This is a genomic window from Enterobacter sp. 22466, assembly GCF_052044775.1.
Taxonomy (GTDB): Bacteria; Pseudomonadota; Gammaproteobacteria; order Enterobacterales; family Enterobacteriaceae; genus Enterobacter; species Enterobacter dissolvens.
Map to the genome: position 1 here is coordinate 645190 of NZ_JBQENX010000001.1, position 12496 is coordinate 657685.

General features: G+C 55.7%; 14 protein-coding genes. 6 read left to right on the plus strand and 8 right to left on the minus strand.

From position 1 onward, the window contains the following. Positions 1–7: 7 nt before the first annotated feature. Complete coding sequence (locus ACTJJI_RS03065) at positions 8–736, minus strand: phosphatase PAP2 family protein (RefSeq protein WP_043951588.1); 729 nt, start codon at positions 734–736, stop codon at positions 8–10. A 167-nt stretch (positions 737–903) separates the two neighbouring features. Here ACTJJI_RS03065 and ACTJJI_RS03070 point away from each other — a divergent pair, with 167 nt between their 5' ends. Continuing rightward, entirely contained in the window at positions 904–2136 is a 1233-nt protein-coding gene (locus ACTJJI_RS03070) for an MFS transporter (protein ID WP_262762440.1), read from the plus strand. Between the two features lie 57 nt (positions 2137–2193). On the opposite strand, the gene ACTJJI_RS03075 is transcribed toward ACTJJI_RS03070, so the two are convergent. Both ACTJJI_RS03075 and ACTJJI_RS03080 read right to left on the minus strand, forming a co-directional pair. After that, entirely contained in the window at positions 2194–3006 is an 813-nt protein-coding gene (locus tag ACTJJI_RS03075) for a Cof-type HAD-IIB family hydrolase (RefSeq protein ID WP_440652996.1), read from the minus strand. Continuing rightward, positions 2996–4210 carry an MFS transporter gene (locus ACTJJI_RS03080; RefSeq protein WP_440652998.1) on the minus strand — a complete coding sequence of 405 codons (1215 nt, stop codon included), beginning with the start codon at positions 4208–4210 and terminating at the stop codon, positions 2996–2998. The genes ACTJJI_RS03075 and ACTJJI_RS03080 overlap by 11 nt, the downstream gene beginning before the upstream one ends. Before the next feature lie 82 nt (positions 4211–4292). On the opposite strand from ACTJJI_RS03080, the gene ACTJJI_RS03085 reads away from it, so the two are divergent. Then, on the plus strand, positions 4293–4844 hold the full coding sequence (locus ACTJJI_RS03085) for a TetR/AcrR family transcriptional regulator (protein WP_440653000.1): 552 nt from the start codon (positions 4293–4295) through the stop codon (positions 4842–4844). Between the two features lie 15 nt (positions 4845–4859). On the opposite strand, the gene arsC is transcribed toward ACTJJI_RS03085, so the two are convergent. From arsC to ACTJJI_RS03105, 4 genes are all read right to left on the minus strand, one after another. Then, a complete protein-coding gene (gene arsC / locus ACTJJI_RS03090) occupies positions 4860–5291 on the minus strand; it encodes a glutaredoxin-dependent arsenate reductase (RefSeq protein WP_046888116.1) in 432 nt (143 codons plus the stop codon). Positions 5292–5303: 12 nt separating this feature from the next. Further along, the gene (locus ACTJJI_RS03095) at positions 5304–6593 is read right to left on the minus strand and encodes an arsenic transporter (protein ID WP_440653002.1); all 1290 of its coding nucleotides are present in this window, start codon (positions 6591–6593) and stop codon (positions 5304–5306) included. 35 nt (positions 6594–6628) lie between these two features. Beyond that, positions 6629–6949 (minus strand): metalloregulator ArsR/SmtB family transcription factor, encoded by a 321-nt coding sequence (locus ACTJJI_RS03100; RefSeq protein WP_044158760.1) that lies wholly within the window; start codon positions 6947–6949, stop codon positions 6629–6631. Positions 6950–7203: 254 nt separating this feature from the next. Beyond that, positions 7204–8889 carry an aspartate:alanine antiporter gene (locus tag ACTJJI_RS03105; protein ID WP_014169303.1) on the minus strand — a complete coding sequence of 562 codons (1686 nt, stop codon included), beginning with the start codon at positions 8887–8889 and terminating at the stop codon, positions 7204–7206. A 274-nt stretch (positions 8890–9163) separates the two neighbouring features. Between ACTJJI_RS03105 and ACTJJI_RS03110 the strand changes: the two genes are divergently transcribed. Continuing rightward, the gene (locus ACTJJI_RS03110) at positions 9164–9538 is read left to right on the plus strand and encodes an inner membrane protein YbjM (RefSeq protein WP_014831223.1); all 375 of its coding nucleotides are present in this window, start codon (positions 9164–9166) and stop codon (positions 9536–9538) included. Positions 9539–9573: 35 nt separating this feature from the next. On the opposite strand, the gene ACTJJI_RS03115 is transcribed toward ACTJJI_RS03110, so the two are convergent. Next, the gene (locus ACTJJI_RS03115; RefSeq protein ID WP_006809455.1) at positions 9574–9843 is read right to left on the minus strand and encodes a GrxA family glutaredoxin; all 270 of its coding nucleotides are present in this window, start codon (positions 9841–9843) and stop codon (positions 9574–9576) included. 184 nt (positions 9844–10027) lie between these two features. Between ACTJJI_RS03115 and nfsA the strand changes: the two genes are divergently transcribed. The 3 genes from nfsA to ACTJJI_RS03130 all read left to right on the plus strand — a co-directional run bounded on the left by nfsA (position 10028) and on the right by ACTJJI_RS03130 (position 12244). Beyond that, positions 10028–10750 (plus strand): nitroreductase NfsA, encoded by a 723-nt coding sequence (gene nfsA / locus ACTJJI_RS03120; RefSeq protein WP_083021171.1) that lies wholly within the window; start codon positions 10028–10030, stop codon positions 10748–10750. Between the two features lie 51 nt (positions 10751–10801). After that, positions 10802–11704: a 30S ribosomal protein S6--L-glutamate ligase gene (gene rimK, locus ACTJJI_RS03125; protein ID WP_014831225.1), complete on the plus strand. Its 903-nt coding sequence runs from the start codon at positions 10802–10804 to the stop codon at positions 11702–11704. A 63-nt stretch (positions 11705–11767) separates the two neighbouring features. After that, the gene (locus ACTJJI_RS03130) at positions 11768–12244 is read left to right on the plus strand and encodes a YbjN domain-containing protein (RefSeq protein ID WP_003858385.1); all 477 of its coding nucleotides are present in this window, start codon (positions 11768–11770) and stop codon (positions 12242–12244) included. The last annotated feature ends 252 nt before the right edge of the window (positions 12245–12496 follow it).

The following is a 12496-nucleotide window of genomic DNA, read 5'->3' on the forward strand; positions in this document are numbered from 1 at the left end:
AGTGTTTTTACTCTTTAGCAAACCAGGCAGAAACGAGGCCGTAGACCGCTACCTGGGAAAACCAGACCCACCACCCAGCCCACAGGTTGTGAGAGAAAAAATGCGCCCCGCGCATGACCTGACCAAAGCCCATCGCCAGACCTAACACCACACCGAAGGCCACAAAGCCCCAGGCGAGACGCGGACGTTCGCGCCAGAAGGCAAAGAACAGACCCATCACCATAAAGCCGCTGGACGCATGGCCGCCGGGGAAGCAACGGCCCGGACCGCTGTCTGCCGGAGCGGAACTGAACAGGGGGTAAGAGACGGCCTTACCGCCATACTCCACCAGATCCCACGGGCAGCTGTGATGACTCAGGCTTTTCAGCACGCCAACCACCAGCGTGCCAAGCCCCATCAGCAGTGCGGCTGTAACCAGTCTCGCATTGCGCTTCCAGGCACCGTAAAACAGCGCCCCAACCGCCATGGCGATGGCGAGGTACTTCGCCAGCCGGTGATTCAGCAGATCCAGCAGCGGGTTTTTCTGCAGCGGGAAACGGTGGGTTGCCGCGTCATACCAAAAGCCGGTGATCCATTTATCAAGCGTTTCGCCGCGAGAAAGCCAGGTAAACACCACGGCAAGGGCGATCAGCACTAAAAGCTGATAACCATAAAAGCGCACAGGCAGGCGGTAAAGTTGTTTTGTCTTATTTGTCGGTAACTTAGACAATTCTGAACGAGGGGATATGCGGGTCATAGAGTTGGTTGGCAACATGAAATAGGGCTATCATATTGGTGTCAACTTAAGGAAACCTTAAACGACGACGATAAATGCTTTATTTCTGTTTCTTCTGGATAATTTGCTATCTCAGACAGCGGCAATTCATTACACTCATCGCGATTTTTTCATCATAAAGAGATTGCATGTTAAACCGTTCTTCTTCGGGTACGCGTCTGGGTCGTCAGGCGTTACTTTTCCCTCTGTGTCTGGTGCTTTACGAGTTCTCTACCTATATCGGCAACGATATGATCCAGCCCGGCATGCTGGCCGTGGTGGCGCAATACAACGCAGGTATTGAATGGGTGCCGACCTCCATGACCGCCTATCTGGCTGGCGGCATGTTTTTACAGTGGCTGTTAGGGCCGCTGTCGGATCGTATTGGCCGCCGTCCGGTGATGCTGACGGGCGTGGTGTGGTTTATCGTGACCTGTCTCGCCACGCTGTTGGCGCAAAACATTGAACAGTTCACCCTGCTGCGTTTCCTGCAGGGGGTCAGTCTGTGCTTTATCGGTGCCGTGGGGTATGCCGCCATTCAGGAGTCCTTTGAGGAGGCGGTGTGTATCAAAATCACCGCGCTGATGGCGAACGTGGCGCTGATTGCTCCGTTGCTGGGGCCGCTGGTGGGCGCCGCGTGGGTGCATGTGGCACCGTGGGAAGGCATGTTTGTGCTCTTCGCCGTGCTGGCCGCCATCGCGTTCTTTGGCCTGCACCGCGCAATGCCGGAAACGGCCACCCGACTGGGTGAGACGCTGTCGCTGAAAGAATTGGGACGGGATTATAAAGCGGTCCTGAAAAACGGCCGCTTTGTAGCCGGCGCGCTGGCGACGGGCTTTGTTAGCCTGCCGCTGCTGGCGTGGATCGCCCAGTCACCGGTCATTATCATCAGCGGTGAACAGCTCAGCAGTTACGAGTACGGGCTGCTGCAGGTGCCGATTTTTGGTGCACTGATTATCGGTAATCTGGTGCTGGCGCGTCTGACATCACGACGCACGGTGCGCTCGCTCATCATCATGGGCGGCTGGCCGATTGCGGCGGGCCTTACCGTGGCCGCGGTGGCGACGGTGGTATCATCTCATGCCTATCTGTGGATGACGGCGGGGTTGAGTATTTACGCCTTCGGTATTGGTGTGGCGAATGCGGGGCTGGTGCGTCTGACGCTCTTCGCCAGCGGAATGAGTAAAGGCACCGTTTCGGCGGCGATGGGGATGCTGCAGATGCTGATTTTTACCGTCGGGATCGAGGTGAGCAAACACGCTTATGCGCTAGGCGGCAACGGTCTGTTCAGCCTGTTTAACCTCGCCAACGGCGTGCTGTGGGTTATCCTGATGGTGATGTTCCTGAAAGACAAACGCGTCGGGAACGCCCTGCAGCCTTAATCTTTCTTCCCTCTCCCGGTGGGAGAGGGTCAGGGTGAGGGCACCAGACCGCACGTGTCAATTAAACGGTGCTTCTCTGTTGAGCACCTTATCAATCACATCCAGTACGCCTTCCTCGTTATTATGCGGCGCTTCAAAGCGGGCCGCCGCTTTAATATGTGGTCTGGCATTCGCCATCGCAAAACTGAAGCCTGACTGACGCAGCATCTCCACATCGTTCCCGCTGTCACCGAAAGCGACCACCTCGCTGTCGTCAATGCCCCAGCGCTGTTGCAGGATCCGCAGGCCGTTGGCTTTATGCACGCCGGGGATAATCAGGTCAATACTGCCGTGGCCGGTCGTGACGGGCACCATAATGTCGTTGAGTTTTTCGTGCAGCATAGCCTGTATGCGCGGGATTTCATCATCAGAAACGTTGAGCCCGAATTTGAAGAAAATATCGTTCAGGTTGTCGAAATCACTTACCATTTCGAGGCGATGATAGTACTTCGCGGCGATAGCTTTGAACTCATCGTCATAGGCTTTGAGCGTATAGGCACTGCCTTTGCCGCAGGCGATAATCTCAATGCCGGGAACGTCGTTTAGCACGGCAGCAACGGTGTCGAAGTGCGTTTTCGACAGTTCCCCGTTAAAGACATCTTCCCCGGCGCTGACCACCCAGCCACCGTTTTCGGCGACAAACGCAATCTCATGCGTAATCTCCGGGAAGAAGGAGATCAACTGGTAATACTGGTTACCGCTGGCCACCACAAAGCGAATACCTTGCTCCTTCATACGCGCATACTGCGCCAGAAAACGTTCGCGATTGTAGGTTTTCGCGTCGCTCAGGAAGGTGCCATCCATGTCGACTGCAATCAGTTTAACGCTCATATCCCTTCTCCAGTGTCGTTTGTTCTTTTTCCGGCTTCGCCACGGCGCGCGCCACCAGTGCGGCAATCATGACCAACCCTAACACCACCAGCATGGCGCTGCGCAGCCCGTAGTGCTCACCCAGGAAGCCCAGCAGCGGCGGCCCGACCAGGAAGGCCAGATAGCCTGTAGTCGCCACCACGCTGACGCGCGTCGGGGCATCCGGGCCGGTATCGCTGGCGGCGGAGATGGTCAACGGGAAGCCAAGTGAGGCACCCAGGCCCCAGAGGATCACCGACACGCCGGCAATCCAGTCCACATCCACGAAGATGATCATCGCAATGCCCAGCCCGCCGAGCAGGGCGCTGGCGCGCACCACCGCCACGCGGCTGTAGCGGTCGATAAACCAGCCGCCGGTAAAGCGTCCGACGGTCATCCCCAGCGTAAACCCGGCGTAGATCAGCGAGCCAGAGGTCGGGCTAAACCCGTGTCCGTCCACCATCAGCAGTGGCAGCCAGTCGTTGGCGGAGCCTTCGGCAAACGCCATCGCCAGCACCACCACGCCGATCAGCATCAGCTGGAAATCGCGGTAGAACGGCAGCCCTTTTTCCGCCGTTTTGTGTTCATCAGAGGTGTTCTTACCTGTGCCGTCCGGGATCGCCCGGATGCCGGTCAGCACCGGCACAACAGAGATCAGCGCGGCCAGCAGGATATGCAGATTCGCGCTAACGCCGGAGGCCGTCAGGGCCATGCCCACGCCCGCACCGGCCAGCGTGCCCAGGCTGTAAAAGCCATGCATCATGGGCAGCACGGTTTTATTCATCTCGCGCTCGACCGCAGCCCCTTCAACGTTAATGGCCACTTCCGCCGCGCCAAAACTGCCGCCAAAGATCAACAGACTCAGGGCAAACAGGACCGGCGAGGCATACCACAGCGCCACGCTGAGCACCAGCATCCCCAGTATTGCGCAGCACATGGTGGTGCGGATCACTGCCCGGGTACCAAAGCGCTTCACCAGCCACGCCGAGCAGAGAATGCCGCTCATTGATCCTATCGACAGGCCAAACAGCACAATGCCCATCTCAGCGGTGGAGACCGACAAAATGTCGCGGATCGCCGGGGTACGCGTGGCCCAGGACGCCATCAGCAGACCCGGAATAAAGAAGAACATGAAAAGCGCCCACATGCGCAACCGCAGGGCCTTACGGGATGAGGTCAGAGTCATTGAGATAAGCACCAGAAGCACAACAATAGCGACAACACTAGCAAGTTTGTGTACATTTGTACACAAATCAGATGAGGCATGTATGAGCAGACCACCAAACGACCCGCATCGCCGGGAGAAGATCCTGCAGGCGACGCTGGACACCATTGCTGAGCACGGGATCCATGCCGTGACGCACCGTAAAATCGCCAGCTGTGCCGGGGTTCCGCTGGGGTCGATGACCTACTATTTTGACGGCATGGAGTCGCTGCTGGAAGAGGCTTTCACGTGGTTTACCCGGCAGATGTCGCAGCAGTACCGTGACTTCTTCGCGGGGGTAACCAGCCCGGAGATGGCGTGTGAATCTATCACCATGCTAATCCACAGCTCGCAGGTAACGACGCCGCACAACATGGCGCTGATGTATCAGCTCTACACTTTTATGCACCGCAGCGCGGCGCTGAAAACGGTGATGCAGGACTGGATGCAGATGAGCCAGACAACGCTTGAGCAGTGGTTCGACCCGGTCACCACCCGCGCGCTGGACGCCTTTATCGAAGGAATGACGCTGCACTTTGTCACCGACAGAGCGCCGCTAACGCGCGAGGAGATCCGGGCGATGGTGGGAAGGATTGCAGGCGAGGGGGACCGCTAGCCTGCAGGCCCGCCTCTATTTCTGAGTGATTTTTTTCCCGCTCGCATCCACCACGGCTTCACCGTCCTCTTTCGTAAAAGCCCCTTTCTGCACATCTGGCAGAATATCGAGGACCACTTCAGACGGGCGGCACAGGCGGGTGCCCAGCGGCGTCACCACAATCGGACGGTTAATCAGGATCGGGTATTGCAGCATGAAACCGATAAGCTGGTCGTCAGTGAATGTCTCCTCTGCCAGGCCCAGCTGTTCATAGGGCTCCACGTTTGTGCGCAGCAGCGCCCGCACCGAAATGCCCATGTCGGCAATCAGTTTGATCAGTTCATCGCGTGACGGCGGATTGTCCAGATACAGAATGATCTCTGGCTCGGTGCCGCTGTTGCGGATCATCTCCAGCGTGTTGCGCGAGGTGCCGCAGGCGGGATTGTGGTAAATGGTGATGTTGGTCATATCAGTGGCTCATTACAGTGTGAAGGAGAGACGTAACGCCAGCACGGCGAGCGTCACAAACAGAACCGGCAGCGTCATGATGATGCCCGTCCGGAAATAGTAGCCCCAGGTAATGGTCATGTTTTTTTGCGCCAGCACGTGGAGCCAGAGCAGGGTGGCGAGACTACCGATAGGCGTGATTTTTGGCCCCAGATCGCAGCCAATCACGTTGGCGTAAATCATCGCTTCTTTAATCAATCCTGTTGCCGTGCTGCCATCAATAGAGAGCGCGCCAATCAGCACCGTGGGCATATTGTTCATTATGGATGACAGGAAGGCGGTGATGAACCCGGTTCCCAGAGTGGTTACCCATAAACCGTGGGTGGACAGCGCATTCAGCACGCCTGAAAGGTATTCGGTTAACCCGGCGTTACGCAATCCGTAGACCACCAGATACATCCCCAGTGAGAAGATGACGATCTGCCACGGTGCGCCGCGCAGCACTTTTCCGGTATTAATCGCGTGTCCGCGTTTTGCAACGGCGAATAAAATCAGCGCGCCAGCTGTTGCAATGGCGCTGACCGGAATGCCGAGAGGCTCAAGCACAAAGAAGCCGACGAGAAGAAGCAGTAGCACAATCCAGCCTGTTCTGAACGTCGGGAGATCGTGAATGGCCCGGGCGGGCTCACGGAGTTTCGCAAGATCATATTCCGGTGGAATTTCCTTGCGAAAGAACAGATGCAGCATCACCAGCGTGGCAGCAATCCCGGCGATATCAACCGGGATCATCACCGAGGCGTATTCGCCGAACCCCAGTTTAAAGAAGTCTGCCGACACAATGTTGACCAGGTTCGACACAATCAGTGGCAGGCTGGCGGTATCGGCGATAAAACCTGCCGCCATCACAAACGCCAGCGTGGCCTGCTTGCTGAACCCCAGCGCCAGCAGCATGGCGATGACGATAGGTGTCAGGATCAACGCTGCACCGTCATTGGCAAACAGCGCCGCGACGGCCGCACCCAGCAGTACGATATAAGTAAACAGCAAACGCCCCCGACCGTTTCCCCAGCGGGCGACGTGCAGCGCCGCCCACTCGAAAAAGCCGGACTCATCCAGCAGCAGGCTGATGATAATAACGGCGATAAACGTCGCCGTGGCATTCCAGACGATATTCCACACCACCGGAATATCGTTAAGGTGGATCACACCGCAGGCCAGCGCCAGTCCGGCGCCAATCGTCGCGCTCCAGCCGATACTGAGCCCTCTGGGCTGCCAGATGACCAGTACCAGCGTAAACAGAAAAATTGCCCCTGCCAGAAACATCTTCTACTCCGTTATATCTGTTTTTATGAATGTGTTTAACATGACCCTGGAAGGCTGTTCTTTAGCCTGGCACGCGTTTCTTCCCGCAGGCAGTTCCAGCTGTTATCGATGACGGTAGCTGCCCACGCAGGCATGTTCGGAGACAAACGGTAATAGACCCACTTCCCCTCACGACGATCGATAACCAGCCCGGACTCGCGAAGTAAGGCCATATGGCGCGAGACTTTCGGCTGTGACTCCGTGGTTGCGGAACAGAGATCGCAGACGCATAGCTCGCCCGCTTCACGCAGAAGCATGACGATGGAGAGCCGCGTTTCGTCGGAGAGGGTTTTGAAAAGCTGGAGCGGATGGAGCATGGTCGAATCCTGCGGGTAGTTGATACATATTTGTTTAATCATATATGTTTGAGGCGGGGGAGGGAAGAGGGGGATGATGGAGCAGAGAATTTCAGGCAACAAAAAACCCATCAACCTTGAACCAAAACGGCGGGGTTGATGGGCTCCACAAATTGGGGACATCAAAGAAAAGCAGTGGCACTAGTTATGACTGCCCCCTGATAAAAAAGTTCTGCGCGTAACAAAAATTTTTTCGTTACGCGCAAAGTTAAGAGTTATCCGAGTCCAGGCCAGATGATGATAATCAGCGTACCTGCCAGCGTAAGCAGTACGTTCGCGATAGCGTAGGTGCCCGCATAACCCAGCGCCGGGATGTTGCTGCGGGCAGTATCACTGATGATTTCCATTGCCGGCGCACAGGTACGCGCACCCATCATGGCTCCGAAGAGCAGGGCGCGGTTCATGCGCAGCACGTAGGCACCGAACAGGAAACAGATCACCACCGGTACCAGGCTGACGATAAGTCCGGAAACCAACATTTGCCAGCCGACGGCGCCCAGGCTGTGGCCAATGCCGCTACCGGCGCTTAAGCCGACACCCGCCATAAAGACCATCAGACCGAACTCTTTCACCATGTTCAGCGCGCCCTGCGGAATGTAGCCGAAGGTTGGGTGGTTCGCTCGCAGGAAGCCCAGCATGATCCCGGCAAACAGCAGCCCGGCGGCGTTACCGATGCCAAAGCTAAAGTTGCTGAACTGGAAAGTAATCATCCCAATCATCAGGCCAACAATAAAGAAGGCACAGAAGGCCAGCAGGTCGGTGACCTGGCTGTGAATGGAGATAAAGCCGATGCGGTCGGCGACGGTTTTCACGCGGCGAGCGTCGCCGCTGACCTGCAACACGTCACCTTTATTCAGGACGACGTTGTCGTCGATAGGCATCTCAATCTGGCTGCGGATCACGCGGTTCAGGAAGCAACCATGGTCGGTAAGCTTCAGTTGCGCCAGACGGCGGCCGACGGCGTTATGGTTTTTCACCACAATCTCTTCGGTGACGATACGCATGTCGAGCAGGTCGCGGTCGAAGACCTCTTTACCGTTACGGAAGCTTGGGTCGAGCCGCGCGTGGGCATCCGGGTAACCCACCAGGGCGATGTCGTCGCCCATCTGCAGTACCGCGTCGCCGTCCGGGTTCGCCAGAATGCCGTTACGGCGGATACGTTCGATATAGCAACCCGTCTGGCGGTAAATCCCCAGCTCGCGCAGATTTTTGCCGTCCGCCCACGCAACCAGCTCTGGCCCGACGCGATAAGCGCGGATCACCGGCAGATAAACTTTACGTTTGGAGTCCGTGTCCAGACCGCGCTCGCGGGCGATTTGCTGGGCACTGGTCTGCAGATCCTGATGCTGCAGTTTCGGCAGGTAGCGCGCGCCTACAATCAGGCTCACCAGACCAATCAGATAGGTCAGGGCATAGCCCAGGCTCAGGTGATCGAGGGCGGTAGAAAGCTGTGCCCCGGCCATACCGGAATGGCGCAGGGTATCGCCCGCACCCACCAGAACCGGCGTCGAGGTCATGGAGCCAGCCAGCATACCGGCCGTTAATCCAATATCCCAGCCAAACAGTTTACCCAGCCCTAACGCGATCAGCAGCGCACTGCCGACCATCACCAGCGCCAGCATCAGATAATTTTTGCCGTCGCGGAAGAAAATGGAAAAAAAGTTAGGACCCGCTTCCACACCAACACAAAAAATAAACAGCATAAAACCTAAGTTAAGCGCGTCCGTGTTAATGCTGAAATGCTGCTGACCTAATAATAAGGAGACGACTAAAACGCCAATGGAATTACCAAGTTGAACCGAACCCAGGCGCAATTTACCCAGGCAAAGGCCCAGCGCCAGTACCACAAATAATAACAGGATGTAATTCCCATTTAACAAGTCTGCGACGTTTATATTCACGGAGGCTAACTTCTTGTTTACCAGTAAGTTGTTGAATGAAAGGACATTTTGGGCTACTGTTTTCTGGGTCAGGGAACGCGTCTAACACTCCCTGTTTCCTGATTTATTCCCTAAAACATTAGCTGGCCGATAGTTTAATCGTATTAGCTACTGACAGCTACCTATTATCGCATAACCCTGTGCGGGCTTTGGCAAGGATTGCCGCATTGCTTTATCTGACCGGGCGTCCACTGGACGAAGCTGTATTTGATAGAGATGAAGTCAGGAGGATAGTTTGAACATTAAACGGAACTGGGCGGGGGTGATCAGCTGCTTTTTGCTGTTTATCGTCGTGTGCATGTCGCTCGCTTTTAATGTGAAAGGAGCGTTCAGAGCTGCCGGTCACCCGGAGCTGGGGCTGCTCTTTTTTACCCTGCCGGGAGCGGCAGCCAGTTTTCTCTCCCGTAAAGGGGAGGTGGTCAAGCCGCTTATCGGCGCAATGCTGGCGGCGCCGCTATGTCTGCTGCTGATGCGGTTACTGTACGTATCGACGAGAAGTTTCTGGCAGGAGCTGGCGTGGCTGTTGAGTGCCGTGTTCTGGTGCGCGCTTGGCGCGCTGTGCTTTTTATTTGTGCAAAGCGTGATAAACCACCGCAGGCACCACAAATAAAAACGCCCTCGTGCTGAGGGCGTCTTAACGTCACATTACTGAGCGGCAAACAGGCCCAGATGTTCTTTGGCGTAGGCTTCAAAATCAGTGCAGCCGCCAATGTGTTTCTGATCGAGGAAAATCTGCGGTACGGTTTCAACCGGTTTACCCACGGTTTTTTCCAGATCGGCTTTGGTGATACCTTCGGCGTGGATATCCACATAGCGGAAGTTAAAGTCATCACGTTCTTCAGTCAGTTTCTCTGCCAGCTCTTTTGCGCGCACACAGTAAGGGCATCCTGGACGACCAAAAATTACTGCAAACATTTCTCTCTCCTCAAAAAACAAGCCTGACGGCGAATGACAGGTATAGTGCACCATAACCTGCCGTCATAAAAGTAGGTTTCGCCTGTCGCTTTAATACCCTTGAGCTATGTTTCGCCAATTACATGCCGTGCATCATTGCCTATACTGGCTGCCACATGTGTTAAGCAAGACAAAGAGAGAGACGATGACGCCAACTATTGACCTGCTCCGTTCCCACCGTTCCATCCGCCACTTCACCGATCAGCCCATCACCGAGGCGCAGCGTGAAGCCATTATCGACAGCGCCAGAGCCACCTCCAGTTCCAGCTTCCTGCAGTGCAGTTCAATTATTCGCATTACCGACAAGGCCATGCGCGAGCAGCTGGTGACGCTCACGGGCGGCCAGAAGCATGTGGCGCAGGCCGCCGAGTTCTGGGTCTTCTGCGCTGACTTTAACCGCCACCTGCAAATTTGCCCCGAAGCTGAACTGGGGCTGGCGGAACAGCTGCTGCTGGGCGTGGTCGATACCGCGCTGATGGCGCAAAATGCCTTTACGGCGGCGGAATCACTGGGATTAGGCGGCGTGTATATCGGCGGGTTGCGTAACAATATTGAAAGCGTAACCGAACTGCTGAAGCTGCCGAAACACGTTCTGCCTCTGTTCGGCCTCTGCCTCGGCTGGCCGGCTGACAACCCGGATCTCAAGCCGCGTCTGCCTGCGGCGATGCTGGTGCATGAAAACCACTATCAGCCGGTCGACCAGGAGGTTCTGAATCAATACGATGAAGAGCTGGCGCATTACTACATGACGCGCGGTAGCAATAACCGCCGCGATACCTGGAGCGACCACATCCGCCGCACCATCATTAAAGAAAATCGCCCGTTTATTCTCGATTATCTGCATAAACAGGGCTGGGCGACGCGATAGTCCATTCGGTATGATACGCAGGCTTTTCCCATGTCTTTAGAGAGGTGCAGGGTGAAAATTGCCATTTTGTCCCGGGATGGAACGCTCTATTCATGCAAACGCCTGCGAGAAGCGGCGGCAAAACGCGGACATCAGGTTGAGATCCTCGACCCGATGTCCTGTTATATGAACATTGACCCCGCGGCTTCCTCGATTCATTACAAAGGCCGTAAGCTACCGCATTTTGATGCGGTGATCCCCCGCATCGGCTCGCAGATCACCTATTACGGTACGGCCGCGCTGCGCCAGTTTGAAATGCTGGGCAGCTATCCTCTCAACGAATCTGTCGCCATTTCCCGCGCCCGGGATAAGCTGCGTTCGCTGCAACTGCTTGCCCGCCAGGGTATCGATCTCCCGGTCACCGGAATAGCCCACTCCCCGGACGACACCAGCGATCTGATCGACATGGTCGGCGGCGCGCCGCTGGTCATCAAACTGGTGGAAGGCACGCAGGGCATTGGCGTGGTATTGGCAGAGACGCGACAGGCGGCGGAGAGCGTGATTGACGCCTTTCGCGGCCTGAATGCGCATATCCTGGTCCAGGAGTATATCGAAGAAGCCAAAGGGCGCGACATCCGCTGTTTTGTCGTGGGCAATGAGGTGGTGGCCGCGATTGAACGCCAGGCGAAAGAGGGTGACTTTCGCTCCAACCTCCACCGTGGGGGCGTTGCACGGGTCGCGACGATCAGCGATCGCGAGCGGGAAATAGCGGTAAAGGCCGCGCAAACGCTGGGGCTGGATGTGGCGGGTGTGGATCTTCTGCGTGCGACACGCGGGCCGCTGGTGATGGAAGTGAATGCCTCGCCCGGGTTGGAAGGCGTAGAAAAAACCACCGGTGTCGATATTGCAGGTAAAATGATCGCATGGATTGAGCGTCATGCCACCCCGGGCTACTGTCTTAAAACGGGTGGTTAAATGGATTACCGCGCACTTTTTGAGTACCCTATGCGAAGTTTTTACTAAAGAGGCTCCACCGCGATGGATTTACAGGTCGTTCCTACACTGGATACGTTACGTCAATGGCTTGATGATGCCGGGATCACCTTCTTTGAATGTGATTCCTGCCAGGCGCTGCATCTGCCTCACATGCAGAATTTCGATGGTATTTTTGATGCCAAAATCGATCTCATTAACGACGTGATCCTCTTCTCTGCGCTGGCAGAAGTTAAGCCGTCTGCGCTGCTGGCGCTGGCCTCTGACCTCTCTGCGATCAACGCCAGTTCTTTGACGGTGAAAGCATTTCTCGATATACAGGATGATAATCTGCCAAAACTGGTCGTTTGCCAGTCTTTGTTCTCCGGCGCTGGCCTCTCCTTCAAGCAGTTCGCCTGGTTTATGCGTTTGAGTGAAGAGCAAATTTCGATGGTAATGATGGAAGCCAATGCACATCATTTGCTGTACAGCGCGGAAGACGATGCAGAGAATAATGATGCATCTCCCAATTTTCTTCACTAAGCCTGTCTGACTTTTGCGCAGTCGCTGCCAGAGCGGCTGCATAACGCCATTTTTTCTGCTGCTTTTAACCTTTCTTTAAAGAATTTTTCACCTCCTCAAAGGCCATTTCGGCTTATCACGTAGACATAACCTGCATAAAAAATTGATAAAAGGCGTTTTTTCGTCTGGGCTATAGCCGGAGACACGGGCTACAGTTATTCTTGCGATGCTTAAAAAAGCGAGCGGATCCTGCCGGGTAAAGAGGTTTCTTTT